The organism is Gemmatimonadota bacterium (genome assembly GCA_016704275.1).
In the GTDB taxonomy this organism is placed as follows: domain Bacteria; phylum Gemmatimonadota; class Gemmatimonadetes; order Gemmatimonadales; family GWC2-71-9; genus Palsa-1233.
In genome coordinates, this window is the sequence record JADJAK010000001.1 from 137,328 (window position 1) to 163,237 (window position 25,910).

General features: G+C 68.7%; 24 protein-coding genes. 15 read left to right on the plus strand and 9 right to left on the minus strand.

The window, feature by feature from the left end; genetic code table 11:
- Nucleotide 1: 1 nt before the first annotated feature.
- Together IPG05_00680 and IPG05_00685 are read right to left on the minus strand one after the other, a co-directional pair.
- The gene (locus IPG05_00680; protein MBK6493614.1) at nt 2–613 is read right to left on the minus strand and encodes a hypothetical protein; all 612 of its coding nucleotides are present in this window, start codon (nt 611–613) and stop codon (nt 2–4) included.
- Nucleotides 610–1,191 (minus strand): RNA polymerase sigma factor, encoded by a 582-nt coding sequence (locus IPG05_00685; protein MBK6493615.1) that lies wholly within the window; start codon nt 1,189–1,191, stop codon nt 610–612. The genes IPG05_00680 and IPG05_00685 overlap by 4 nt, the downstream gene beginning before the upstream one ends.
- 101 nt (nt 1,192–1,292) lie before the next feature.
- On the opposite strand from IPG05_00685, the gene IPG05_00690 reads away from it, so the two are divergent.
- Nucleotides 1,293–2,459, plus strand: a complete 1,167-nt coding sequence (locus tag IPG05_00690; GenBank protein ID MBK6493616.1) for a 6-bladed beta-propeller — start codon at nt 1,293–1,295, stop codon at nt 2,457–2,459.
- Here IPG05_00690 and IPG05_00695 read toward each other — a convergent pair.
- The 5 genes from IPG05_00695 to IPG05_00715 all read right to left on the minus strand — a co-directional run bounded on the left by IPG05_00695 (nt 2,440) and on the right by IPG05_00715 (nt 8,412).
- Nucleotides 2,440–3,681, minus strand: a complete 1,242-nt coding sequence (locus IPG05_00695; GenBank protein ID MBK6493617.1) for a dicarboxylate/amino acid:cation symporter — start codon at nt 3,679–3,681, stop codon at nt 2,440–2,442. The genes IPG05_00690 and IPG05_00695 overlap by 20 nt on opposite strands.
- A 24-nt stretch (nt 3,682–3,705) precedes the next feature.
- Nucleotides 3,706–4,830, minus strand: a complete 1,125-nt coding sequence (gene tal, locus IPG05_00700; GenBank protein MBK6493618.1) for a transaldolase — start codon at nt 4,828–4,830, stop codon at nt 3,706–3,708.
- On the minus strand, nt 4,827–6,749 hold the full coding sequence (gene tkt, locus IPG05_00705) for a transketolase (GenBank protein MBK6493619.1): 1,923 nt from the start codon (nt 6,747–6,749) through the stop codon (nt 4,827–4,829). The genes tal and tkt overlap by 4 nt, the downstream gene beginning before the upstream one ends.
- Before the next feature lie 156 nt (nt 6,750–6,905).
- Nucleotides 6,906–7,151 (minus strand): hypothetical protein, encoded by a 246-nt coding sequence (locus IPG05_00710; protein ID MBK6493620.1) that lies wholly within the window; start codon nt 7,149–7,151, stop codon nt 6,906–6,908.
- 94 nt (nt 7,152–7,245) lie between these two features.
- Nucleotides 7,246–8,412, minus strand: coding sequence for a glycerol-3-phosphate dehydrogenase/oxidase (locus IPG05_00715; GenBank protein MBK6493621.1), 1,167 nt, complete (start codon nt 8,410–8,412; stop codon nt 7,246–7,248).
- A 127-nt stretch (nt 8,413–8,539) separates the two neighbouring features.
- Between IPG05_00715 and IPG05_00720 the strand changes: the two genes are divergently transcribed.
- Genes IPG05_00720 through IPG05_00735 form a run of 4 tightly spaced genes read left to right on the plus strand, consistent with a single transcriptional unit; the run spans nt 8,540 to nt 12,687 of the window.
- Complete coding sequence (locus IPG05_00720; GenBank protein ID MBK6493622.1) at nt 8,540–9,403, plus strand: MerR family transcriptional regulator; 864 nt, start codon at nt 8,540–8,542, stop codon at nt 9,401–9,403.
- Between the two features lie 37 nt (nt 9,404–9,440).
- Nucleotides 9,441–11,015, plus strand: coding sequence for a phytoene desaturase (gene crtI, locus IPG05_00725; protein ID MBK6493623.1), 1,575 nt, complete (start codon nt 9,441–9,443; stop codon nt 11,013–11,015).
- Nucleotides 11,012–11,911: a squalene/phytoene synthase family protein gene (locus tag IPG05_00730; protein MBK6493624.1), complete on the plus strand. Its 900-nt coding sequence runs from the start codon at nt 11,012–11,014 to the stop codon at nt 11,909–11,911. The genes crtI and IPG05_00730 overlap by 4 nt, the downstream gene beginning before the upstream one ends.
- Complete coding sequence (locus IPG05_00735; GenBank protein MBK6493625.1) at nt 11,908–12,687, plus strand: lysophospholipid acyltransferase family protein; 780 nt, start codon at nt 11,908–11,910, stop codon at nt 12,685–12,687. Before IPG05_00730 ends, IPG05_00735 begins: the two co-directional genes overlap by 4 nt.
- A gap of 66 nt (nt 12,688–12,753) precedes the next feature.
- On the opposite strand, the gene IPG05_00740 is transcribed toward IPG05_00735, so the two are convergent.
- Nucleotides 12,754–13,497 carry a PEP-CTERM sorting domain-containing protein gene (locus tag IPG05_00740; protein ID MBK6493626.1) on the minus strand — a complete coding sequence of 248 codons (744 nt, stop codon included), beginning with the start codon at nt 13,495–13,497 and terminating at the stop codon, nt 12,754–12,756.
- 286 nt (nt 13,498–13,783) lie between these two features.
- Between IPG05_00740 and IPG05_00745 the strand changes: the two genes are divergently transcribed.
- From IPG05_00745 to IPG05_00755, 3 genes are read left to right on the plus strand one after another with little or no spacing between them, the layout of a single operon-like run.
- Nucleotides 13,784–14,230 (plus strand): DUF2269 family protein, encoded by a 447-nt coding sequence (locus IPG05_00745; GenBank protein ID MBK6493627.1) that lies wholly within the window; start codon nt 13,784–13,786, stop codon nt 14,228–14,230.
- Entirely contained in the window at nt 14,227–15,066 is an 840-nt protein-coding gene (locus tag IPG05_00750; protein ID MBK6493628.1) for a hypothetical protein, read from the plus strand. Before IPG05_00745 ends, IPG05_00750 begins: the two co-directional genes overlap by 4 nt.
- A gap of 22 nt (nt 15,067–15,088) precedes the next feature.
- Nucleotides 15,089–15,580 carry an HNH endonuclease gene (locus IPG05_00755; protein ID MBK6493629.1) on the plus strand — a complete coding sequence of 164 codons (492 nt, stop codon included), beginning with the start codon at nt 15,089–15,091 and terminating at the stop codon, nt 15,578–15,580.
- Between the two features lie 118 nt (nt 15,581–15,698).
- On the opposite strand, the gene IPG05_00760 is transcribed toward IPG05_00755, so the two are convergent.
- Complete coding sequence (locus IPG05_00760; protein MBK6493630.1) at nt 15,699–18,335, minus strand: 2-oxoglutarate dehydrogenase E1 component; 2,637 nt, start codon at nt 18,333–18,335, stop codon at nt 15,699–15,701.
- Here IPG05_00760 and IPG05_00765 point away from each other — a divergent pair.
- From IPG05_00765 to IPG05_00795, 7 genes are all read left to right on the plus strand, one after another.
- On the plus strand, nt 18,313–19,371 hold the full coding sequence (locus IPG05_00765) for a hypothetical protein (GenBank protein MBK6493631.1): 1,059 nt from the start codon (nt 18,313–18,315) through the stop codon (nt 19,369–19,371). The two genes, IPG05_00760 and IPG05_00765, sit on opposite strands and share 23 nt — an antisense overlap.
- A 142-nt stretch (nt 19,372–19,513) precedes the next feature.
- Complete coding sequence (locus IPG05_00770; protein MBK6493632.1) at nt 19,514–20,812, plus strand: acetyl-CoA C-acyltransferase; 1,299 nt, start codon at nt 19,514–19,516, stop codon at nt 20,810–20,812.
- Nucleotides 20,809–22,944, plus strand: a complete 2,136-nt coding sequence (fadJ, locus tag IPG05_00775) for a fatty acid oxidation complex subunit alpha FadJ (GenBank protein ID MBK6493633.1) — start codon at nt 20,809–20,811, stop codon at nt 22,942–22,944. The genes IPG05_00770 and fadJ overlap by 4 nt, the downstream gene beginning before the upstream one ends.
- Nucleotides 22,945–22,964: 20 nt before the next feature.
- On the plus strand, nt 22,965–23,924 hold the full coding sequence (locus IPG05_00780) for a hypothetical protein (GenBank protein ID MBK6493634.1): 960 nt from the start codon (nt 22,965–22,967) through the stop codon (nt 23,922–23,924).
- 8 nt (nt 23,925–23,932) lie between these two features.
- Nucleotides 23,933–24,400 (plus strand): GNAT family N-acetyltransferase, encoded by a 468-nt coding sequence (locus IPG05_00785; protein MBK6493635.1) that lies wholly within the window; start codon nt 23,933–23,935, stop codon nt 24,398–24,400.
- Nucleotides 24,361–25,512: an FAD-binding oxidoreductase gene (locus tag IPG05_00790; GenBank protein MBK6493636.1), complete on the plus strand. Its 1,152-nt coding sequence runs from the start codon at nt 24,361–24,363 to the stop codon at nt 25,510–25,512. The genes IPG05_00785 and IPG05_00790 overlap by 40 nt, the downstream gene beginning before the upstream one ends.
- Nucleotides 25,509–25,865 carry a translation initiation factor Sui1 gene (locus IPG05_00795; protein ID MBK6493637.1) on the plus strand — a complete coding sequence of 119 codons (357 nt, stop codon included), beginning with the start codon at nt 25,509–25,511 and terminating at the stop codon, nt 25,863–25,865. The genes IPG05_00790 and IPG05_00795 overlap by 4 nt, the downstream gene beginning before the upstream one ends.
- The last annotated feature ends 45 nt before the right edge of the window (nt 25,866–25,910 follow it).

Sequence of the window (25,910 nt, forward strand, 5' to 3'; positions counted from 1 at the left end):
CTCAATTCAGCTGGAGGGAATGGGCCACGACGGCCGACCGGAGGCGCGGCAACAGGTCGCGCTGGTGGACGGCATCGCGGATCAAGGTCAGTTCATCGGCTCGGCGCGGCTCAAGCCCAGCCACCTGCACCAGCACGAGTTCAAGGTCTTCGAGGAGGGCGCGCATCCGCGCATCGCTCGCCACGGGGGAGTCGAGCAGGAGCCTCGTGCTCCGGAGCAACTCGACCCCCTGCGTCACCAGTTGGGCATTCGTCGCGGCCGGCGCGCCCTGTTCCGGCAACGCGACCAGCAGCACTGCGGTCTGGCCCAGGAGTTCTTCCGTGGCGCGCTGATACGGATCGTGGGTCGCACCGGCAACCGTGGCTGGTGCCGGGGGGACCGTCGACGGCTGCGTGCCGAGCCGGCCCAAGGCCACTCCGAGCAACAGCGCCGCGGCCACCGCTCCCGACAGCAGCCCCCATCCCGGCGCGCGGCGAGGCCGCACCGAGATGGTCGGGGCGTCGAGCTCGGCGGTCACTGCCGCCCAGATCGCGTCACGCGGCGCCTCACCCGGTGCCCGCCACTGGCTGGCGGCATCGCGCAACAGGGTGTCGAGCGGATCGTGTTGATTCATCGTCGGTCCTCCAAATGCGGGGCCAGCATCGCCCGCAGTCGTGCCCGGGCCTCTGAGACCCTGGCCTTGCTGGTGCCTTCCGCAATCCCCAGCGCCGAGCCGATCTCGGCGTGGGTGTAGCCTTCCATCGTGTACATGATCAGTGCGATCCGCAGGTTCGGCGGCAGCGCATCGATGGCACTCGTCAGCGCATCGTGCAGGTCCGGACTGAGGCCGCCGTCCATCGCCGGTAGCTGGTGGTACTCCTCGAGGTCGTACTCCCGCTGCCGGAACCGCTTCACCCGCCGCATCGCATTCAGGCAGGTCGTGGTGGCCACCTTGTGCAGCCAGGTGGCAAACGATGACTCACCGCGGAACTGCCCGATCACCCGGAAGAGCTGGACGAAGACATCCTGGGTGAGCTCGCTGGCCAGATGCCGGTCGCCGGCAATCCGGTACGCGAGACGATAGACCCGGTTCACGTGCGCCTCGTACAGGCGACGCGCCGCCTCCCGGTCGCCCGAAACTGCCTGGGCCACCAGCCACCGCTCCTCCTCGCCGGTCCCCGGCGCCGGGGCGGCATGCAGTGCGTCAGTCATCGTCAGGGGGTTGGACACCGGGTGGCGGGAAAGCGTTGGGGGCAACCATCCTTGGTGTCGGGACATCCATTGCTCGTCCCCCCACCAGTGCCGGAGTGCCCATGCTCATCCTCGTCTGTTCGCTTGGCGCCTTGATGATGCCGCCTCGGCTGCCCCCCGTCGATACGGTGCGGGCCCGGGTGGTGGCGACGATCGGCGAGGATGCCCCGCGGACGCCCTTCATGTTGGGAGAGGTCAGCGGTCTTGCCTTTGATGCCTCGGCACGGCTCTACGTCGCGGACTTTCAGGATCCGCGCGTGGTCATCTTCGACTCGACCGGGCGCCATCTGGGCACGATCGGACGGAAGGGAGAGGGGCCGGGCGAGTTCACCGCGCCGACCGGGCCGGTCATCGCCGCGGATGGCAGCCTGTACGTGCGGAACATGAGCCGTGTGCAGCACTTCGTGAAAGATCCCAGGAGTGGGCTTCCCACCAAGTACGATCGTCAATTCGACGGGCCGCTCTACGCGCCGTGGCGCTCGAAGCTCCCCTCGCAGGTCGATGCGCAGGGGCGATTCCACTTTCCGCTCGAGGCGACCCCATCGGCCGACATGCGGACACGATACGCCTATCAGCGCTACCGGCTCGACGGCTCGGCCCTCGATTCGCTCGGGGTGCCGGTGCATCCCACGCTTCGGGCGAGCTGGGCCTCCGTGCAGACGGCGCCCGGTTCCGGGCGGATGGTGCCCGGCCTCAATGTCGTCCCCTTCCATCCGAGTCCGGTCTGGGCCGTCTCGACCACCGGCACCATCCTGAGCAGTCCCGGGGATCGCTACCTGATCGCCGAGACCGACGTCGCGGGGCGCGTGGTGCGGCAGATCACCCGTCCGGACACGCCGCACGCGATTCCGGCTGCGGAGCGGGCCGAGAGCACGCGAGCCCTCTCCCGGCGGATCGACACGTTGAAGGTGCCGCTCAGTCAGGTGAACGGGGCCAGCGAGGAAGTGCGCGCGCGCCGCCTGCCGCTGGTCTATCCGACGATCGTCGGGCTGGTGGCGGCGCCGGACGGCGCGCTCTGGGTGCGGCGGTGGGCGGCGCCGACCAGTGTGGCAGCGACGGTGTTCGATGTCTTCGGGGCCGACGGCCGCTACCGCGAGACGGTGCGGCTCCCGATGCGATGCGCCCCGCAGCCGAGTGTGATCGTCCGCGGGGCGCTGGTCGCGTGCGTGGTGCTCGACCCCGCGAGCGGGGCCGAGCAGGTGGTGGTCTTCAGCTCTCGGCGGGCTTGAACTCCCCTTCCCAGCGCGCCATGACCACCGACGCGAGGCAGTTGCCGAGCAGGTTCACCGACGTCCGCATCATGTCCATGATCGCATCGACGCCGAGGATCACCGCGACGCCCTCGAGCGGGAGGCCGAAGGACGTCAGCGTGCCCGAGAGGATCACCAGCGAGGCGCGCGGCACCGCGGCCACGCCCTTCGACGTGAGCATCAGCGTCAGCATCATCAGCAGCTGGGTGCCGAGCGTGAGCTCGATGCCGGCGGCCTGGGACACGAACACCGACGCGACCGCGAGGTAGAGCGTCGACCCGTCGAGGTTGAACGAGTAGCCGGTGGGCAGCACGAAGGCGACGATCCGCTTCGGCACGCCCATCTTCTCGAGATTCTCCATCGCCAGCGGCAGCGCCGCTTCCGAGGAGGCGGTGGAGAAGGCGATCAGGTACGGCTGCTTGACGTACTTCCAGAAGAGACGCAGCGGCACCTTCGCGATCAGCGCGATCGGCAGCAGGATCACCAGCACGAAGACGATCAGGGCACCGGCCAGCGTGAGCACCAGCGCCGCGAGGTTGCCGAGGACGCCGAGGCCGCTGTTGCCGATGGTGACGGCAATCGCCGCGGCGATGCCGATCGGCGCGAAGAGCATCACGATGCCGGTGAACTTGAACATCACCTCGGTGAGCGACTCGCAGAACGCCAGCATCGTCTCCTTGGCCTTCCCCTTGACCTGCGCCAGCCCGATCCCGAAGAGCAACGAGAAGAAGACGATCTGCAGCACCTCGTTGTCGGCGGCGGCCTTGAAGAAGGAGGCCGGGACGGTGTGGTCGAGGACGCCGGCGAAGGTGGTCTTCGTCTCCGCGAGCTTGGCGCCCTGCTCCGCGCTGGCCGTCAGCTGCACGCCGTCGCCGGGCCGAATGAGGTTGACGGCGCCGAGGCCGATGAAGAGCGCCGCGGTCGTGGCGATCTCGAAGTAGATGATGCTGCGGAGCGCCAGGCGGCCGACCTGCTTCAGGTCATCGCCGTGGCCCGCGATCCCCACGACCAGCGAGCCGAAGATCAGCGGCACGACGATCGACTTGATCATCTTGATGAAGATCGACGAGAACGGCTGCAGGTAGGGCGTCAACGACACGCTCGTCCACACCGCATTGTCGAGGTAGCCGATCAGGATTCCGACGACCATCGAGATGCCGATCCACCAGGTGAGGGGGATCTTGCGCAGGGCAGCGAACATCGGGACTCCGGGGGAGGAGAAGGGTCAGCCGGCCACAGGTCGGTCGGAGAGCGTACCGGCCTTCTGTTCGACGCGGTCCAGCAACTGCTGCCAACTCTCGGCAAACTTCGCCACACCATCGGCTTCGAGGAACGCGGTGCGCTCCGCGAGCGATCCGACACCGAGCGCATCATACGCGATCAGCGTGCGGGCCGCCTCCGCCTCGGCCGCCGGCGTGATCCGCACGTGCGGATCGCCGTGGTCGGCGTAGGCGCGGAACGTCTCTGGCGGCAGCGTGTTCACGGTGTCCGGGGCGATCAGCGCCTCGACATAGAGGACGTCCGACAACGACGGATCCTTGGTGCTGGTCGAGGCCCACAGGGTCCGCTGCGCCTTGGCGCCCTTGGCGGCGAGCGCCTGCCAGCGCGGGGTGAGCAGCGTCTCGCCGAAGGCCGCATAGGCGGCGACGGCGTTGGCGATCGCGACCTGGTCCTTGAGCCCGGCGCCGGCAGCGCCGGCCTTGGCGATCGCGGCGTTGGCCTGGCCGTCGACGCGGCTGACGAAGAACGACGCCACCGAGTGGATGGTGTCGATCGGCAATCCGGCCGCCGCGCGCTGCTCGAGGCCGCGGCAGAAGGCATCGACGACCTCGCGGTAGCGCACCACCGAGAAGAGCAGCGTCACGTTGATGTTGATCCCCTTGGCGAGGCAGTGCGTGATCGCCGGCAAGCCCTCGCGCGTGCCGGGGATCTTGATCATCGCATTCGGTCGATCGACGCGCGCCCAGAGGCGCTCCGCCTGCACGATCGTCCCTTCGGTGTCGTGCGCGAGCGTCGGCGCCACCTCGAGCGAGACGGTGCCGTCGCCGTGGCCGCTGGCATCGTAGACCGGCCGGAAGACGTCGCACGCCGCCTGCACGTCGGCGACCATCAGCGACTCGACGATCTCCGCCGCGGTCGCGCCGCGCGCCGCGAGCACGCTGATGTCGGCGTCGTAGTCACTGCTCCCCGTGATCGCCTTCTCGAAGATCGTCGGGTTGGAGGTCATGCCGAGGAGTCCGTCCTCGCGAATCAACCGGGCAAGTTCACCGGAGCGGACGAGGTCGCGCGTGATGAAGTCGTACCACGGACTCTGCCCGAGGGCGCCGAGCCGAACGAGGGGATGGGTCACGACGTGCTCGCGGTGAGAATGGAACGGACGGCGGCGACGACATGCGCCGGCGTGAAGCCGAATTCCTGGAAGAGGCGTTCGCCCGGGGCGGACGCGCCGAAGTGATCGAGCCCGAGGGAGCGACCGCGGTCGCCGACCCAGCGGGACCAGCCGAAGGTGAGTCCCGCCTCGATCGACACCCGTGCCGTGATCGCCCTCGGCAGCACGCGCTCCTTCCACGCCGGGTCCTGCGCCGCGAAGAGTTCCCACGACGGCATCGACACGACCCGCGTCGGCGTCCCCTCGGCCTCGAGGGTCGCGGCCGCCGCCATCGCGACGTTCACCTCGGACCCCGTCGACAGAATGATCGCCACGGGGGCGGTCGCCGGTTCATGCAGGATGTACCCGCCGCGCGCCGTGTCGGCCGACATGTCGGCGCGCCGCACGAGCGCCGGGAGCTTCTGTCGGGTGAGGATCAGCGCCGTCGGGCCGGTGCTGCGGCCGATCGCCGTCCGCCACGCCGCCACCGTCTCGGCGGCGTCGGCGGGGCGCAGCGTCACCAGGTTCGGGATGCCGCGAAGCATCGCAAGGTGCTCGATCGGCTGGTGCGTCGGACCATCTTCCCCGACGCCGATCGAATCGTGCGTGAAGATGTAGATCACCGGCAGACCCATCAGGCCGGCGAGTCGGATCGATGGCTTGCAGTAGTCGGCGAAGACCAGGAAGGTCGCGCCGTAGGGCCGCACGCCACCGTGGCATGCCATCCCGTTCAGCGTGGCCGCCATCCCGTGCTCGCGGATGCCCCAGTGGAAGCGCGGGCCGGTGCTCGTGGCGGAGAAGACATCGCCGAACGTGATGTTGGTGCCGTTGCTGCCACCGAGGTCGGCCGAGCCGCCGGCCAAACCGGGAATCACGGGTGCCAGTGCCGCGAGGGCCTTCTGCGAGGCCTGCCGCGAGGCGACCGACTCGTCGCTCAGGTCGGGAAGGTGGCTCGCCCAATCATCGGGGAGCGTGCCGGCGAGCTGTGCGCGGTAGGCGGCGGCCTTCGGGCTCGCTGCCATGCGCCCTTCCCACGCCTGCACCAGCTCGCGGCCGCGCTCGGCGAGCGGTGCCATCTCCGCGTACGCCTCGGGCGCGACATGGAAGGGCTCGGTCGGCCAATCGAGGAGCGCCTTGGTGCGGGTGATCTCGTCGGCGCCGAGCGGCTCGCCGTGGGCCTTGGACGAATCGCGCTTGGTCGGGGCCGGGTCGCCGATGATCGTGCGCAACACGATCAGCGTCGGCGCATCGGCATGGGCGGCGGCCTGGGTCAGGGCCGTGTCGATGTCGTCGAGGTCGTTGCCATCGCGGACGTGGAGCACGTGCCAGCCATAGGCAGCGAAACGGGCGCCGACATCTTCCGAGAAGCAGAGGTCCGTGCGCCCGTCGATGGTGATCTTGTTGTCGTCCCAGATGACCGTGAGGCGGTCGAGCTTGAGGTGGCCCGCCAGCGACGCTGCCTCGCTCGCCACGCCTTCCATCAGGTCGCCGTCGGAGCAGAGCACCCAGGTGCGGTGATCGCAGAGTTCCGCGCCGTACTGCTCGCGCAGCATCCGCTCCGCAATCGCCATCCCGACGCCGTTGCCGATCCCCTGGCCCAGCGGGCCGGTGGTGGTCTCGACCCCGACGGTGTGCCCGCGCTCCGGGTGACCCGGCGTCTTCGAGCCCCACTGCCGGAAGCGCTTGATCTCCTCCAGCGGCAGGTCGTAGCCGCTGAGGTGCAGCGCGCCGTAGAGCAACATCGACGCGTGCCCGCAGGAGAGGACGAAGCGATCGCGGTCGGCCCACTCCGGGGCGTGCGGGGCGTGCTTCAGGTGACGGCGGTACAGGACGTACGCCACCGGGGCGAGCGCCATCGGCGTCCCGGGGTGCCCCGAGTTGGCCTGCTGTACGGCATCCATGGCCAGGACGCGGAGTGAATTGATGGTCTTCCAGGCGGCGTCAGTGGCCAAGGTTGCGTCGGTCACGGCGTGTCGAGCTCACAGGTCTGGGGAACGGGGGGGGACAACAGCAAAGATAACGTCCCCACGCCCGTGGCTGAGCCTCCCCGACCGCGACTACTTCTTCCGGCGTGCCCGGGCCACCCCGACCCCGGCCGCGACCACCGCGGCCGCGCCCAGCACTGCGGCCGCGACCTTCTTCCGCTTGGCCACCTTTGCCTCCTTGCCGGAGACCTTGTCGGCCAGCTTCTGGACCGCCGCCTTCGCCGCCGCCCCCGACTTCGCGACGTCCTTCTTCGCCTCGGCCACCGCGTTCTTCACAGCCTTGGATGCCGCCTTCTTGGTCGCCTTCGAGATCGCCATGGTCCACTCCGATGGATGAGATGTACAGGGGGAACGCATCAGTGAAGGGGACGACTAAGCCGCACCCCCTGACACTACGACCATCGATCATCGATCATCGATGATCGATGATCGATAACGGCTCCATCGCGGTTCGGCATGCCGGCAATTCCCGACCAAGGATCTCCCCAAGGCGATCGACCGCTTCCTCGGCCATCGCCCGATGCGTCGTCAGCTTGCCGCCGGCGATCGTCAGGATCTGGTCCTCGCGCAGGATCAGGTGTTCCCGGCTGCGCGCGCTCGCCGCGCCCTGTTGCCGGAGCAGCGGCCGGACCCCGGCCCAGCGGTCCTGAATGTCGGCCGCCGTCAGCTGCAGGGTGGGGAAGAGGTGCTGCACCGCGCGCAGCAGGTAGGCCACGTCGTCGTCGCCCACGGTCAGCGCGTCGGGCGATTCGGTCGTCTCGGTATCGGTCGTCCCGACCACCACGCGACGATGCTCCGGCTCCGGAATGCAGAACATCACCCGCTGGTCATCGGGGTGTCGCAGCGCCAGCGCCTGCGTCAGCGGCAGGCGCGCCGTGGGGAACGTGACATGAATGCCCTTTGTCCCGCCGACCAGACCGCGTTCAGGCAGGCCGATGCTCGCTCGGACTGCGTCAGTCCACGGCCCTGCCGCGATCACCAGCGTGCGCGCCGCGACGCGCTCGCCACCGGGGAGCGTGGCGACGATGCCCTGCGCACCGACGCGGATGGCGGCCTCGCATTCCTCGACGATCCGCGCCCCACGAGACTGGGCGTCGGAAATCGTTGCCCAGACCAAGCCGATGTCGTCGCACCGCGCGTCTTGATAGACCGCGCCGCCGAGGAGCGGGGCGTTGGCCAGCAGTGGTTCGTGGCGGAGGAGGGCCGCCCGGGAGAGCGGATGATGCGGCCCCAAGGCGTGCTTCGCCGCCAACAACCGGTACAGCACGACCCCAACGCCGATGCGGCACCATTCCCACCAGGCCCCCCGCTCCAACACGAAATAGAAGGGGATCGGGTGGACCAGCGTCGGGGCGATCGCCAGCAGCGTGGCCCGCTCCGCCAGCGCCTCGTGGACGAGGTGAATGTCGCCCATCTCGAGGTAGCGGATGCCACCGTGGATCAGCCGGCTGGAGCGGGACGAGGTCCCCCAGCCGACGGTCCGCCGCTCCAGCAGGGTCACGGAGAGCCCGCGCATCACCGCGTCGCGGGCCACTGCCGCGCCCACGATGCCACCGCCAATGATGAGCAGGTCCTGCATTCGGGAGCCTCCCAGGATCGATGATCGATGGTCGATCATCGATGGTCGATCATCGATCATCGGCACTCGGGGACCCCTCCCCGCGCTTCGGGGTAACTTATCCCAACACCGTCCGCCCCGGGGTCCCGTGAATCCAGAGTTCCGCACCTATGAAATCCAGGAAGTGTCCGGGCTGACCGGGCTCTCTCGGGATCGACTGCGGGCCTGGGAGCGGCGCTACGAGGCGGTCCGGCCGGTCCGACAGGCCAACGGGTACCGCGCCTACACCGCCGATCAGGTCGCCCTCCTTCGCGCCTACGGCCGATTGGTGACCCAGGGGGCCAGGATCGGGTCGCTGGTCGGGCTTCCCGCGGCCGAGGTGATTGAGACTGCCTGGCGGGAGTCGCCGGACGGCACCCCCCTTGGGGCGCTGTTGGGCGCCATTCGCCGACTCGATCGCGAAGGGCTGGAGCGCGAGGTGGCCGAGCAGCTGGCCATTCGCGGCCTGACCCGTTTTGCCGACGAGATCGCCATGCCGCTGGCGACGCTGATCGGTGACCTCTGGTCCGTCGGCGACCTTCCGATCGCGGCGGAGCATCTCGCCAGCGAAGTGGTGATCCATGCCCTCAAGGAGGGCCTCCGCACCCAGCAGCTTCCGGGGCCGTTGGCGCTGGCCGCCTGCCTGCCCGGCGAACGGCATGAGTGGGGGTTCCTCACCACGCTCTGCCATCTGCAGGAGTGGGGCTGGGAGATCCGCTACCTCGGCGCCGACCTTCCGCTGGACGAGGTGGTCGAATCGGCGTGGCAGGTGAACCCCGCCGCGGTCGCACTGTCGGTGAGTGACCCCGAAACCTGTGCCTACGTGCTGGATGAGCTGCTCGCGCTGCCGGCACGCCTCCCGAGTCGATGCTTCGTCTCGATCGGTGGGGCGGGGATCGAGGGTCGGCAGGCCACCTTGGCCGGGGCAGGATTCCAGATCGGTGCGGAGCCCTTTGCCCTCGCGCCGCGTTAAATTTCCGCGCCCCCATTTTGCCCCAGACACGACACTCATGACTCTCGATCCGGCCACCCTCACCGCGCCGCCGTCCAGCACCGACGACCTCGCGGCTGTTGTCACCGCCCCAGTGGGACCTGCCGTCACGGGCACGAGTGCCGTGATTGTGGGTGCGGGTATCGGCGGCCTGGCCAGCGCCATCCATCTGGCGCACGCCGGCTATCGCGTCACGGTGCTCGAGCGGCACGCCGGCCCGGGCGGCCGCAACGGACGCTGGGAGTCCGAGGGATTCACCTTCGACACCGGGCCGTCGTTGCTGTTGATGCTGGAGTACTGGCACAAGCTGTTCGCGATGGTCGGCCGGAAGGTCGAGGACTACCTGGACGTCGTGCAGGTGCTCCCGAACTACAACGTGCACTTCGCCGACGGCACCGTGCTGGAGATGACGCCCCAGCTCAACGTCCTCCTCGAGGGGATGGAGAAGATCGAGCCGGGGTGCGGACCGCGGGTGCTCGAGTATCTCGCCCGCACCAAGCGGATGTATGACTCGGGGCTCGAGTTCATCTCGAAGAACATGACATCGCCGCTCGACATGATCTCGCCCAGTCGCCTCGGCTCGCTCGCCAACCTCGGTGCACTCGGTGACCTGCAGAAGCTGATCGCCAAGTACGTCAAGGACGAGCGGCTGCAGCAGGCGCTCTCGTTCCAGGCGCTGTACCTCGGCCTCTCGCCGTACGATGCGCTGGCGATTTATGCGCTGCTGCCCTACACCGAGATCGGCGGCGGAGTGCACTACCCCATGGGCGGGATGTACGAGTTGCCGCTCGCCCTCGAGAAGCTCGGTCGCGAGCTGGGCGTGCAGTACCGCTACGGCGCCAAGGTCACCGAACTCGAGAAGCGCGGCGACACGGTGACGGCGGTGCAGCTCGAGGACGGCTCGCGGGTGGCCGGCGACGTCGTGCTCGTGAATGCCGACCTGCCCTACGCCTATCAGTCGCTGCTCAAGGAGCCGTATCCGAAGATCGAGCAGAAGCGCTTCTCCTGCTCCGTGGTGCTGATGTACCTCGGCGTGAAGAAGGAGTACGCCAACCTCGAGCATCACAACTTCATCGTCGCCAAGGACATGCGCGAGGCGTGCCGCCAGCTCTTCGAGGAGCACGCGATGCCGGAGGATCCGCCGTATTACGTCGTGGCGAGCACGCGCACCGACAAGGGCAGCGCCCCCGACGGCTGCGAGAACATCTTCGTGCTGGTGCTCGCGCCGTCGCAGCACCCCGATCCCGCGCGCCGCATCGACTGGGCGGTCGAGGGGCCGAAGGTCGAGGCGCGCATGCTCGAGAAGCTCGAGCAGTGGGCGATGCCCGGCCTGCGCGAGAACCTCGTCACCAAGCGGCTGGTCACCCCGACCGACTTCACGATCGACTACGGCAATCTGCGCGGCGAGGCGTTCGGCCTGTCGCACAACCTGATGCAGATCGGCGCATTCCGGCCGCAGAATCGTCATCCGAAGTACGGCAACCTCTTCTTCGTCGGCCAGAGCACGCACCCCGGGTGCGGCCTGCCGATGGCGCTGATCTCGGCGGAGTGCGTCACGGAGCGAATCGTCGCGGAGCGACCGGTCACCGGATGACGCGCCTCGTCGAGCAGGGCTACGCGCGCGCCGAGGGCATCACGGCGGATTGGGCGAAGTCGTTCTACTTCGCCTCGCGCTTCCTGCCGCTCGCGAAGAAGCGGGCGATCTTCGCGCTCTACGAGTACTGCCGTCACGCCGACAACCTCGTCGACGATCGGGGGGATCGGCCGATCGCCGAGGTGCGCGCCGAGATCGCCGCCCTGGACGCCGACCTCCGTCGCATCCATGCGGGCGAGGATCCGGTCGACCCGCGCTGGCTGGCGCTGCGCGACACGATGCGGCGCTTCCCGATTCCGCTCGAACCGCTCACCGATCTGCTGGTCGGCGTCGCGATCGATCTGGAGCCGGTGGAATTCGAGGACTTCGCCACCTTGCACCGCTACTGCTATCTGGTGGCCGGCGGCGTCGGGCTGATGCTCGGTCCGGTGCTCGGGGCGCCACCGCAGGCGTTTCGCGAGCCCGGCGTCGGACTCGGCGTCGCGATGCAGCTGACCAACGTCCTGCGCGACATCGGCGAGGATCTCGATCGCGGCCGAGTCTATCTCCCCCGCGAAGAGCTCGAGCGATTCGGACTGACCCGCGCCGATCTCGAGGCCCGCAAGGTCACGCCCGATTTCGTGCGGATGATGCAGTGGCAGGTGGCACGCGCGCGCCGCTACTTCGAGGATGCCGACGTCGTGATCGGTCTCTTCCCCCGTGATGGCTCGCGCCTCACGGTGCGGTTGCTGCAGCAGACCTACGCCGGCATTCTCGACGTGATCGAGGCGAATCAGTACAACGTCTTCACCCGGCGCGCCTTCACGACGATGCCGAAGAAGCTCTCGATCCTCGCCCGCGCGCTGTGGGATGAACGTTTCCTCCCCGGCGCCGTCCCGGGCGAACAGTCCGCATGACCGATCGCGGCGCCCTGCCCGCACCGCTTCCCCCGCCCGGGCCGTTCGCGGTCCGGGCGTTTCAGCGCTATGTGGCGCGCCTCGCGCGCAAGAGCCTTGCGTCGGTGCGCTGGCACGCGCTCGACGACTGGCAGGCGTGGCCGCCGTTGCCCACCCTCGTGGTGGCGAATCACACGAACTGGTGGGACGGCTTCCTGTCGAGTCCGCTCTCCACCGCGATGGGCCATCATTTCCGGATCTTGATGGAGGCGCGCAACCTCGCCCGCTACAAGATCTTTCTGCGGGTCGGTGCGCTCCCCATCGAACGACGGTCACCCACGCAGGCGATGCGCGATCTCGCGCGGGCGACCGCCTGCCTGGCGCCGGGGACGATGGTGTGGATCTATCCGCAGGGGCAGCGCAGTCCGGCCGCGGCGCCGATTGCCGACCTCGAACGAGGCGCTGCCTGGATGATCGAGCGGCACGGCGGACCGATCCGCGTCCTCCCGGTCGCCTTCCGCTACCCCTTCCTCGGGGAGCAACAGCCGGAGTGCTTCATCCTGGCTGGTCAGTCGTGGGTGGAGTCCCCGGGTGCGAGCATGCAGCGCGCGGCCGTGCACGGACGCCTGACCGAGGGCTTGCGGGCGACCATCGCCACGCTCGATGCGCGGCTCGTGTCGGAGTCCCTCGACGATTTCGCCATGCTCATCGCCGGGCGTCCGTCGATCAACACCCGACTGGACGCGGTCCGACATCGCCTCGGCCTGCTCGATGACTACGATCGTCGGAACGGCTGACCGGAAATGCAATGCGCGGGTGCGGCCAGAGGCCGCACCCGCGCATTGCGTCAGGCTGGTGAACGCCTAGAGCTTGGTCGCCTGCTGCTTCCGCCGACGGCGGCTGGCGGCCGCCATGCCGGCAAGGCCAGTGGCGAGCAGCGTCATGGTGGCCGGCTCGGGCACGACTTCCTGCGGCGGCGACGGCTGGCGATACAGGAATTCCTGTGCGCCGCAATTCGGGTTCCGCGCCAGGTCGCAGGTGATCAGCGCCCAGTCGGAGTACGTCGTCAGCGCCGGCGACGAGTTGTAGAAGCCGGTGGTCAGGCCGAGAAACGCGCCGTAGTTGGTCACGAGGTTGTTGAGTCGGGTGGTGGTGTTGTTCCCGTACCCGAGCAGCGCCCACATCGCATCCTGGATCGCGCCATCGCGCGCCTTGGTCGCGTTGGTCGGCGCGACCTGATCCTGCCAGAGCATCTGGTCGGCGAGGTATGCCGCCCAGCGATAGGCATCCGGGGACGAGCCGCCGGTCGCCCCGTTCCGGGCGTGCGAGAAGTCGCTCCCATCCAGCGGGGTGATCCACGCGTTGTACGTCTGCCCGCCACTGATCCAGTGGTTGTAGTCGACGCACCAGACATAGAAGGGGGAGCCGTAGACGCTCGGTGCCGTGTCGAACTGGCCGAGGTACGGACCACCGACCACATTGCCGATCACGGGAGCGCCGGCGATCGAGCCGGCAAACCGGAATCCATCCTGATATGGGGTCTGAGCCTGCAACGGCGCGGCGATCAGCGCGGTGGCCGACAGGATCTGGAGGAGGCGAGCGTTCATGGTGATTCTCGGCAACGGGGAATCGGAGCAACCAGGGTACGGCCTCCTTCTATGGCAACGGTGGGGCCACGAGCGATCCACCGGGTCGTGGCAATCCGGTTGCGTCTCGCTAAGTGATTGATGGTATTGAAGTTGCAGTGATTTCACCCGGCAACGTCAGCGTGTCGCCGGTCCGGCAGGTGCCGCGGAGGCACTACGGCTGCGCCTCGTTTTGTGGCGGCGGTCCATCAAGAACGACGAAAGGTGTGGTATCAGGCCCACGGGGCTGGGGGGCGTTCTGCAGTACTTGACGTGGAAGGCGCTGCACGTGATTGGCGCCGTGCTCATGGTGGGGAATGTGACCGTCACCGGCGTCTGGACGATCCTGCTCTGGCGGGATCGTGCCGAGCGGACGCCCAGGCACATCGCCAGGGGCATCCTCTGGACCGACCTGCTCTTTACCTTCCTCGGCGGTGCCCTGATGACGATCGCCGGCATCATGATGGTCCGTCAGGGCTATCCCACCGGGGCGTGGCGGCAGGTCCCCTGGCTCGTGCAGGGGATCGAGATGCTCGGCATCTCCACCGCGATCTGGCTGGCCCTGCTGATTCCCGATCAAGTCCGGATGGAGCGCTGCCCCGACAATCAACTCCCGCGCTTCCGCAAACTTTACCTGCGCTGGAGTCTCATTGGCTGGGTCGCCACGGCGTTCCTCTTTCGGGGCATTTGGGTGATGACCACCAAGCCGACATGACCGACTCGCTGACTCTTCGCCTTCGGCTCGCCGTCGCCTCCGCGGCGGAGTTGGGCGAGGAAGAAGCCGCGACTGGTGGTCGCCGAGTCTTCCTGGCACGGGCGCGTACTGATACCCCGGAGGCTGCTCCCTCCCGCCGCGTGGTGCTGCATCCGGCGGCGCCGGACGGCCCGACCCGCGAGGCGCTCGTCCGCCGCACCGATCAACTGCTGGTGCTCACCCATCCAGCCATCGCGGCCCCGATCGCAACCGGGGAACTCGAGGGGCGGGCCTGGATCATCGATCCCATCCCACCCGGCATTCCGGTGCTGCAGCGGCTCGCCGATCGCGGCACCCTGCCCCTGCGCGAGGCGATCACCATCCTCCGCGATGTCGCCCGAGCCCTCGCCGCGCTTCACCGGCGGGAGCTGACCCACGGCCGGCTCTGGGCCGGCACGGTGATGCTCGATCGCCGCGGGACCGTGCTCACCTCGTTCGGGCTCGTGGCCGACGCCACCCCAAAGGACGACCTCCATGCCCTCGGGGCGCTCGCCTGGGAGATGCTGGTCGGCTTGCCGCCCCAGGCGGCCGGGAGCTGGCCGCTCCGCACGTATCGCCCTTCCGCCCCGGCGGACCTCGAGCGGCTGGTCGGCGGGCTGCTCTCGCGGGATGGGGAGCCGCGTCCGGGTCGGGCGGAGGAAGTGCTCGATGTCCTCGACCACTTCCCCCCGCTCACCCCGGAACCGATCGCCGATTTCCTCGATGGCGTCGCCGCAGGCGGGGGACGTCGGAGCCGCCGCCGCCGCGGACTCATGGTGACCCTCGGGTCACTCCTGGGGCGACTTCGGGGCAGCTGAGGGCCGGCTCACTTTCCCGTCCATCCACACTCGGCTATTTTACGGGGATGTTCATAAACGATTCTCAGAAGGAAGCAGATTAGTGGCACGCACCAGACGTCGCGGTGGCACCAACGTCGCACCACCGTCCGAAGCAGCGGTTCTCCCAGGTCCCGCCGGCACCACCGTTTCTCGCCCCGCTGGACGCACGTACGGCTCCCATCGTGAATGGCTCCTGGCCAGGCACGGTTCGGTCTGCGCGTACTGTGGCGCCAAGGTTCCGCCCGAAACCATCACGCTCGACCACGTCCGGCCGCGTCGCGGCCAGTCGGCCTACGACCGGCCCGACAACCTGGTCCTCGCCTGCCGCCCCTGCAACGCCGCCAAAGCCGACATGCCGCTGCTGGCGTTCCTGATGGCGCGCCGCGCGCGTGGCGTCTTCCTGCTGCACTACGGCGATCACCTCTCCGATCCGCTGAAGGAATTGGTGCGGAAGTCGAGTGAGCGGCCGTTGTTGCCGCCGGAGAGTCGGTGAGGGGAAGGTCGTAAGTCGTAGGTCGTAGGTCGTAGGTCCAACGAAGGCCGGCTTCCCATGAGGAGGCCGGCCTTCATCACTTACGACTTACGACTTACGACTTACGACCCATACACCCTTACGACTTCCCAACCACCACACCCTTCCCCCCCAACGCCTCTCCCACAATCCGCGCCTGTTCCGCCTTGTGCGCCGAGAGATAGCCTTCGGCCGGCGAGGCACGCTCCGGGCGGCCGATGTAGCGCATCGTCACCCCGGCCGGGAGGATGGTGCGCATCCGCGGCTCGATGAACGACCAGGCGCCCATGTTGCGCGGCTCTTCCTGGACCCACGCCACGTCGGTCAGCGACGGATAGCGCGACAGCAGTTCCTTCACCTCACGCTCGGGGAAGGGATAGAGCTGCTCGATCCGGGCGATCGGCGGGCGATCATCGCCGAGCTTGGCCGCCTCTTCGACGAGGTCGTAGTAGACCTTGCCGGTGCAGAGCAGCAGCGTGCGCGCCGCGGCGCGGCGACCGTTGGTGGCCGGATCGTCGAGCACCGTCTCGAAGCGGCCCGCGGAGAGATCGGCCAGCGAACAGCTCGCGGCCGTCGCGCGGAGCAGCGACTTCGGCGTCATCACGACCAACGGACGGCGGATAGCCCACTTCGCCTGACGGCGCAGGACGTGGAAGTACTGCCCCGACGTGGAGCAGTTGACCACGCGGATGTTGCCTTCGGCCGCCGACTGCAGGAATCGCTCGACGCGACCGCTGGAATGCTCCGGCCCCTGACCCTCGTACCCGTGTGGCAGCAGCAGCGTGAGCCGCGACGTGACGCCCCACTTCGAGAGACTCGACGCGAGGAACTGGTCGAGCATCACCTGTGCGCCGTTGACGAAGTCGCCGAACTGCGCCTCCCACACCACCAGCGCCTCGGGCGCCGCCGTGGCATAGCCGTACTCGAACCCGATCGTCGCCAATTCCGAAAGCGGCGAGTTGTGCACTTCGAGCGGCGCCGAGGCGCCTGGCAGCGCCTGCACCGGCGCGAAGACGTCGCCATTCACGGCGTCGTGCAGCACCAGGTGACGATGCGAGAAGGTGCCGCGCCCCACATCCTGCCCCGTGAGCCGGATCGGCGTTCCCTCGACGAGCAGCGAGGCAAACGCCAGCGCTTCGGCGTGCCCCCAGTCGATGCCGTGCGGTTCGATCAGCGCGCTGCGACGCTTCTCGAGCTGCTTGACCAGCTTCGGGTGCACGGTGAAGCCGGCCGGCCACGAGAGCAGCTGCTCGTTGAGCGACGAGATCATCTCGGCCGGAAGCGCCGTCTCGAGTTCGCCGGCCACGCCCGCATCGCGCACCGGCTCCGCCGACGGCGCCGGGCGGCCGAGCGACGACTTGAAGGACGTCTGGATTTCGACGAAGCGGTCGTACGTCCTGGTGACCAGCGCCTCGGCATCGGCGGCCGAGAGCACGCCGGCACTCGCCAACTGCTCGGCGTAGCGCGCACGCACCGTCGGCATCTCCTTGATCCGCGCGTACATCACCGGCTGCGTGTAGCCCGGCTCGTCCGTCTCGTTGTGCCCGTGGCGGCGATATCCCACCAGATCGATGAGCACGTCGTCTTCGAACTTGACCCGGTACGCCATCGCCAGACGGACGGCCGCGAGGCAGGCCTCCGGATCGTCGGCGTTGACGTGGATGATCGGGATGTCGAAGCCCTTGGCGAGGTCCGACGCCCAGCGGGTCGAGCGACCATCGCGCGGGTCGGTGGTGAAGCCGACCTGGTTGTTCGCGATCAGGTGGACCGAGCCGCCGGTGTGATAGCCCGCGAGGTCGCCGAGATTCAACGTCTCGGCCACGACGCCCTGCCCCGGGAAGGCGGCGTCACCATGGATGATCACGGGCAGGGCGGCCGTGGTGTCGACCACGGCCTCGCGGCCGCGTCGATTGGTCTGCGCGGCACGCGCCCGGCCATCGACGACCGGCCCGATGAACTCGAGGTGACTCGGGTTCGAGAGCAGCGCCACCGTGATGGCCTTGCCACCCTTGGTGACAAAGGCCCCCTCGGCCCCGTGATGGTATTTCACGTCGCCGGTGCCACCATCGGGCGTCATCCCGCCGGTCAACTGCTTGGCGCCCTCGAATTCCGCGAAGAGTGCCTCATACGGGCGGCCGACGGTGTGCACCAGCACATTCAGGCGGCCGCGGTGCGCCATGCCCAGCACCACGTCGCGCGCACCGGCCTCGGCCGCGAGCTCGATGGTGAGGTCGAGCATCGGGACCATGATGTCGAGCCCCTCGATCGAGAAGCGCTTGGCACCGAGATACGCCTTGCCGAGGAAACGCTCGAGCCCCTCGACCTGCGTGAGCCGCTCGAGGAGGGCATGCTGCGCCTCCGCCGTGATCGGCTGGCGATGGGCGCCCGATTCGATCTGCTGCCGCAGCCAGACGCGCTGCTCGTGCGAGGCGATGTGCTCGACTTCGTAGGCGATCGTGCCGCAATAGGTGGCCTGCAGGTGCGGCAGTGCCTCGGCGAGCGTCTTCCCCGGGACGGCGATGCGCAGCACGTCGGTCGGGATGGTCGCCATGGTGGCCTCGTCGAGGCCGACCGTCGCCGGGACGAGCGCCGGGTCGCCGACCGGCGGCGTCCCGAGCGGATCGAGCTGTGCCGCCAGGTGGCCATGGGTGCGGAACGCCTTGATCAGCGCCATCCCGGCCGCGACGTGTTGCAGCTGGGCTGGCGACGTGGTCGTGGCGGCACTGGCGATCGGCATCATGCCGGTCCAGCCGGCGGACGCCGGGGTCGCGGTGACCGGCGCCGCGGGTGCGGAGGCGGAGGCGGTGAGCGGCGCCGGGTGCGGCCAGCGCAAAGGCCGCGAAGATCCCTTCGTAGAAGCCGTGCTCGCCCTGGAGGAACTGGTCCACCAGCTTGAGGAAATTCCCCGACTCCGCGCCCTGGATCACGCGGTGGTCATACGTCGAGGTGATCATCATCACCTTGGCGATGCCGAGTGTGGCGATCTGCTCCTTCGACATCCCGCTGAATTCCGGCGGATAGGCGATCGCGCCGGTGGCGAAGATCGTCCCCTGGCCGGGCATCAGGCGCGGCACCGACGCCACCGTCCCGATGCCGCCCGGGTTGGTGAGCGTCATGGTGGCGCCAGCGAAATCGTCGGGCATCAGCTTGTTGGTGCGCGCCTTCTCGACCAGCCCCTCGTAGGTCGTCAGGAACTCGGCGAAGCTCATCGTATCGGCACGCTTGAGCACCGGCACCATCAGGCCGCGACTGCCGTCCTTCCGCTCCACGTCGACGGCGAGGCCGAGCTGGACGTGCTCCGGCACCAGCTTGTAGGCGTCGGCGCCGCTCTTGAGGACGCCGGTCCCCATCACCGGGAACTGCTTGGCCCCCTGCACCAACGCCCAGGCGATCAGGTGCGTGAACGAGAGCTTCTCGTTGCGCCCGGCCGCCTTGAGCTGGCTGTTGAGCTCGGCACGCCGCGCCTCGAGGACCCGAACCGGGAGCTCGCGGAAGGTCGTCGCGGTCGGAATCGCGAGGGAGGCGTCCATGTTGCGGGCCAACGCCGCCGCCGGCCCCTTCAACTGGACGGCATGGGCGGGCACGGGGACGTCAGGGGCCGCGGCGGGGGTCGCCGCTGGGGCCGTCGCGCTCGGGGCGACCAGGGGCCGCTCGAACGGGACGGGGGTCTGTTCCTCGAGCAGGGCCTCGAAAATGGCCTCGGCCGGAAGGCCGACTTCGGGCTGCTCGGAATCGTTCGGATGCACGGCATCTCCGGCTTGGAGTCAACCTGACAAGATAATCGAGGAAAGCGGGTGAACGGTGACCAGTGACCCGTAACCAGTAACCAGTAACCTGTAACCCGGGTCACAGGTCACAGGTCACTGGTCACTGGTCACCGTTCACCCCAACCACCCTCCGGCTAGATTTCAATTCATGCTCCCCCCCTCTCCAGGCCGCCGAGCCGTCGTCATCGCCGGACTCCGGACCCCGTTCGCCAAGTCGGGGACCGTGTTGCAGGACGTGACCGCCGCCGACCTCGCCCGCCATTGCACCCGTGAACTGCTCTACCGCACCGAACTCCCCGGCGACGAGGTCGACGAGGTGATCTACGGGCAGGTGGTGCCGTCGCCGTTGCTGCCGAATGTCGGGCGCGAGGTGTCGTTGCTGCCGCAGCTGCCGAGGACGGTGCCGGCATACACGCTGAACCGCGCCTGTGCGTCTGGCGCGCAGGCGATCTGCAACGCCACCGATCAGATCATGGCGGGGCATGCCGACGTCATCCTCGCGGGCGGGGTCGAAACGCTCTCCGACGTGCCCATCCTGCACACCCGCAAATTCTCCCAGATCCTCGTCTCCGCCTCCAAGGCGCGGTCGCTGGGCGATCGGCTCGGCCTCTTCGCGCAGGTGCGCGGACGCGATCTGGTGCCGGTATCCCCGGCGATCGCCGAGCCGAGCACCGGGCAGAGCATGGGGCAGTCGGCCGAGAAGATGGCGAAGGAGAATCGGATCTCCCGCGAGGCGCAGGACGAACTCGCGGTGATGAGCCATCAGCGGGCGGCGGCGGCCACGGCCGATGGACGCCTCGCAATGGAAATTGCGCCGTGGTTCGGTGGGCGCGGGATGGACCAGGTCATCGACAGCGACAACCTGATTCGCCCCGAGACCTCGCTCGACGCGCTCGCCAAGCTCAAGCCGGTCTTCGACCGCACCTACGGCTCCGTCACTGCGGGGAATGCCTCGGCGCTCACCGATGGTGCGGCCACCACGCTGCTCATGAGCGAAGAGAAGGCGCACGCGCTCGGCTATCGGCCGCTCACCGCAATCCGCGCCTACGCCGTCGCGGCGGTCGATCCGGGATGGCAGTTGCTGATGGGCCCTGCCTACGCGGTGCCGATCGCCCTCAAGCGCGCCGGGATTTCGTGGAACGATCTCGGATTGGTCGAGATCCACGAGGCATTCGCCTCGCAGGTGCTTTCCAACGTGCAGGCGTGGGGCTCCGCCGATTGGGCGCGTCGTCTCGGCCTCCCCGGTGTCGTTGGCGAGGTCGACTGGAGTCGCACCAACGTGATGGGTGGGTCGCTCGCGATCGGCCATCCGTTCGCTGCGACTGGCGCACGACTGGTGACCTCGCTCTCGAACGAGATGGCGCGACGCGATGTGCAGTTCGGTCTCATCTCCATCTGCGCGCAGGGCGGGATGGGCTTTGCCATGGTCCTGGAGCGGGTCGGATGAGCGCCTTTTCCGTGGAACGGCGCGGCGGGGTGGCGATCGTCACCTTCGACACGCCCAACGAGACCGTCAACAAGATCAGCAAGGCGGTGGGCTGGGAATTCGAGGATCTGCTCGGTCGGCTCGCGACGGATGAACCGGTCAAGGCGATCGTGCTCCGCTCGGGCAAACCCGACACCTTCATTGCCGGCGCCGACATCGAGGAATTCGTTGCGCTGCGCAGCGTCGAGGAGGCGCAGCGACTCTCGCGCGATGGCCAGTTGTTGATGCAGAAGGTCGCCGAGTCACCGAAGCCGATCGTCGCGGCAATCCACGGCGCCTGCGTCGGTGGCGGGATGGAGCTGGTGCTGGCGTGCCGCTATCGCGTGGCGTCCGACCATCCCAAGACGATGCTCGGCCTCCCAGAAGTGCAGCTCGGCCTGCTGCCGGGCGCGGGCGGCTCGAACCGGTTGCCGCGCCTGATCGGTGTGCGCGCCGCGCTCGACATCATTCTCGCCGGCAAGAACGAACGCGCCAAGAAGGCGTTCACCCTCGGCATCGTCGACGAGCTCGTGCCCGAGTCGATCCTCCTCGACACCGCGATCGCGGCGGCGGAACGGCTCGCGCGCGGGTGGAAGCCATCGCGGAAGGGGCGCGGCCTCGGCGGCGCGCTGCTCGATGGCACGCCGATCGGTCGGCTCGTGGTGTATGGCAAGGCGAAGGAAGCGGTCACCAAGAAGACCGGCGGCAACTACCCGGCGCCACTGCGTGCGCTGGAGGTGGTGCGGACCTCGATGGAGCAGGGGATGACGCGCGGTCTCGAGGCCGAGGCGCAGGCGTTCGGCGAACTGGCGATGTCCGATGTGTCGCGACGCCTGGTCGAGATCTTCTTCGCGACCACCGCCATCAAGAAGGATGATGGTGTCCCGGCCGGTGCGGGACGAGCCACGAAGGTGCGCCGCATCGGCGTCGTCGGCAGCGGCTTCATGGGCGCGGGGATCGCCGGCACGGCCGCGCTCGCGGCCAATGTCGAGGCGCGGATGACCGACGCCGAATTGTCGCGCGTGGGGAAGGGCATCAAGGCCGCGACGGACTTGATGACGGCGCGGCTCAAGAAGCGGCGGATGACGCCGCACGAGTATCAGCGGACGCGCGCGCTCCTCAGCGGCACCGGTGACTTCTCCGGTTTCGGTGGCGCGCAGATCGTGATCGAGGCGGTCTACGAAGACCTCGGCGTCAAGCGCCAGGTGATCGCCGACGTCGAGGCGGCGGTGCCCCCACACGTGATCATCGCGACCAACACGTCGACCATTCCGATCCAGGATATCGCCGCGGGCGCGCAGTATCCGGAGCGGATCCTTGGCATGCACTTCTTCTCGCCGGTCGAGAAGATGCCGCTGCTCGAGGTCATCCCCACCGCGGTGACTTCGGCGGATGCCATCGTCACGGCGGTGCAGTTCGGCCGGGCGATGGGGAAGACGGTGATCGTCGTCGCGGATTCGCCCGGCTTCTGGGTCAACCGCATTCTCTCGCCGTATCTCAACGAGGCCGGCTTCCTGCTCGAGGAAGGGGTCCCCATCGAGACCATCGACGCGGCAATGACGTCGTGGGGTTTCCCGGTCGGACCGGTCGCGTTGCTCGACGAAGTCGGCCTCGATGTCGGCGAGAAGGCGGGGAAGGTGATGTACCAGGCGTTCGGCGAGCGACTCACGCCATCGAAGGTGATCGCGGCGATGCGCGGCGATGATCGGCTCGGTCGCAAGAATGGCCGCGGTTTCTACTTCTACAAGGATGGGCACAAGACCGGCGCCGACGGCTCGGTCTTCCAGTTGCTTGGCGTGCGCCCGGCGAGTGAAGTCGACATCGAGCGCGTGCAGGAACGGCTGGTGTACGCCATGCTCAACGAAGCCGCGATGGCGATGAGCGAGGGCGTGGTGCGCGTCCCGCGCGACGCCGACATCGGGGCCATCTTCGGTATCGGCTTCCCGCCGTTCCGGGGTGGGCCGTTGCGCACGCTTGACGCGATTGGCGCCGCCGAGGTGGTGGCCAAGCTCGAACGGTTGGAAGCCACGCACGGTCCGCGCTTTCGCGCGGCACCCGTGCTCGAGGAGATGGCCCGCATCGGCGGCCGCTGGTATCCGGCCGACGGCCGCTGACCCCGCTCCGCCGCCGCGCCGTGCTCGCCCTGGTCGCGGCGGGTGCCATCGTCTGGCTGCTCGCACGCCAGGAGAGTCAGTTCTCGATTGTCGGCATGGACGGGCCGGCCTCCTCGGCCCTGGGGTCGTTGCTCCCGGCCGTCTCGGCCGGCCTCACGATCGCGATGTCCCTCGTCATCGTTGATGTCGTCGGCGGTCCGGTCGTCGCCGTCCTCGCGGCCATCTGCGTCCTCCTCCTCCCCGATTTTCTGCCGCTCCACCGCAGCTCGCTGATCGGTCCGCCGCTCCTCGCCACGACGATCGGGATGCTCGCGGTCATGCTCGCGGCACCGCGCTTTTCGCTGGCCTACGGTGCCGTGGCTGCAGTCGGGGTAGTCTGGGTGTCGCCACAGGCGATCGGATTGGTCCCGGCCGCGGTGGCGTGGGCCCTCCTGCAACCCAACGGACAGCGCGGGCGCGTGCCGCGCGCCGCGCTCTCCCTGCTGCCGCTCGGCATCGCCGTGCTCCTCACCACCCTGGTCGGCAGTGCCTGGCCCGCGCCGGTGCATTTCGGCTGGCGCGGCGGCCTCGACGCGGCGCTTGGCGCCATCGGCCACGTCCTCGCCGCCCAACAGGTGCCCGCCATCACGTCGCCGTCGCTGCGCTGGGTGATGGTCGCCGACACCACGCTGATCCTCCTGGCCCTCACCGTGATGGCCTGGCGAGGTGCGAGCGCGGCGTCCACGCCTGATCGTCCCCGTCGCTTCTATCCGGCAGTCTGCGTCCTCGCGACCAGTGTCTCGGTGGGACTCCTCGCGCATGCCATGCTGCTCCCAGCCGCGCCGCTGCCCAGCATCGAAACGGCGATGTCGCTTGCGGTGCTGGCCACACTCACGATTGCTGTCTCCGTCTCGGTGCTCTGGCCCCGCTGGCGCTGGTGGGGGAAGGGAATCGCGGTCGTGCTGCTCGCCGGATGGCTCGGCGCGGCTGTCATCGGCTAGAATCCAGCATGACTCCAGCTACGCTTCGCCCCGCGACCGCCGCCGATGTGCCGCTGATCCTCGACCTGATCCGCGGGCTGGCCGAGTATGAACGGCTGCCCCACGCGGTCGTCGCCACCGAGGAGGGGCTGCGGGCGTCGCTCTTCGGCCCGATCGCCGCCGCCGAGGTGGTGATTGCCGAGGTTGACGGCGCGTCGGCCGGCTTCGCGCTCTTCTGCCACAACTACTCGACCTTCCTCGGTCGGCGCGGGCTCTGGCTCGAGGATCTCTTCGTGCGCCCGGCGTTCCGCGGTCAGGGGATCGGCCGCGCGCTGCTGGTCCACCTCGCCGAAGTGGCGGTGGCACGTGGCTGCGGACGGCTCGAGTGGTCGGTGCTCGACTGGAATGAATCGGCGATCGGCTTCTATCGGTCGCTGGGTGCGGTGCCGATGGATGAATGGACCACCTTCCGCGTCACGGTGACGGTGAAGCGCTGAGCAACCTCCCGCGGTGGGACGATGGCACCTGGCCCGGACTGCCACGACTCGACGGCCCAGTCGCCGCCGACGTCTGCGTAATCGGCCTCGGGGGCAGCGGCCTCACGGCGGTGCACGAGCTCCTCGACCTCGGCCAGCGCGTCGTCGCGGTGGACGCCGGCATCGTGGCCGGCGGCGCGGCCGGACGCAACGGCGGCTTCCTCCTCGCCGGTCCGGCCGACTTTCACCACGATGCGGTCGCGACGCACGGGCGCGAGCGGGCCACGGCACTCTATCGGCGCACCCTCACCGAGATGGACCGCATGACAGCCGAGACGCCCGGGGCGATTCGGCGCGAGGGGTCGCTGCGGATCGCCGAGAGCCCCGAGGAGCTGGATGACTGCCGCGCCCAGCTCGCCGCGATGCACGCGGACGGTCTCCCGGCAGCGTGGCATCGTGGTCCGGACGGCGAGGGACTGTTGATCCCGACGGACGGCGTCTTCCACCCGCTCCAGCGCTGCCGTGCCCTCGCGGAAGGGGCCGTGGCGCGGGGCGCGCGGCTCTATGAACAGTCGGCGGCCATCGAGATCACCGGACAGGGTGTGCTCACGGTCGAGGGCAGCGTGCTTTGCAATGCGGTGATCGTCGCCGTGGACGGCCGCCTCGAGTCGGTGCTCCCCGAATTGGCCGGACGCGTGCGCACCGCCCGGCTCCAGATGATCGCCACGACACCCACTGACGAGATTCGTACCCGGTTCGCCGTCTATTCGCGCTACGGTTACGAGTATTGGCAGCAGCTGGATGACGGATCCGTGCTCCTCGGCGGCATGCGCGATCGCGGTGGGGAGGGCGAATGGACGGACATCGCCGAGCCGGCCGAACCGGTGCAATCGCTGCTGGACACGCACCTCCGCGAACGGTTGCGGGTGACCGCCTCGATCACCCATCGCTGGGCCGGGGCGGTCGGCTACACGCCGGACGGCCTGCCGATCTTCGAGGAAGTGCGGCCTCGCGTCTGGGCCATCGGTGGCTACTCGGGCACGGGCAATGTGGTCGGTGCCATCTGCGGGCGGGCCGTGGCACAGATGGTCGTGCAGGGGAGTGCGCCTGATGCGGCGCTCTTCCGCGCATGAGGAAGCGCACCGGCGGACTCGTCTACTCCACGGATACCGGCCGCACCTGCCCGACCTGTCGGCGCGGGGTCGGCGACTGCCGCTGCCGCGAAAGTGGCCCGCCGCCGAAGCGCGATGGCGTGGTGCGCGTCGGCCGCGAGACCAAGGGACGCAAGGGCGCCGGCGTGACGCTGGTGACCGGCGTGCCCTTGGAGGGCGAGGCCCTCGATGCCCTCGCCAAGGCCCTGAAACAACGGGTCGGCTCCGGCGGTACGGTCAAGGATGGCGTGATCGAGCTGCAGGGTGACCATCGGGACGTGGTCGTCGCGGAACTCGCCAAGAAGGGTTGGACCGTCAAACGCGTCGGTGGCTGACGCTTGTCCCCCGAGCAATCCGGCATCATTCTCTCGCATCCCCCA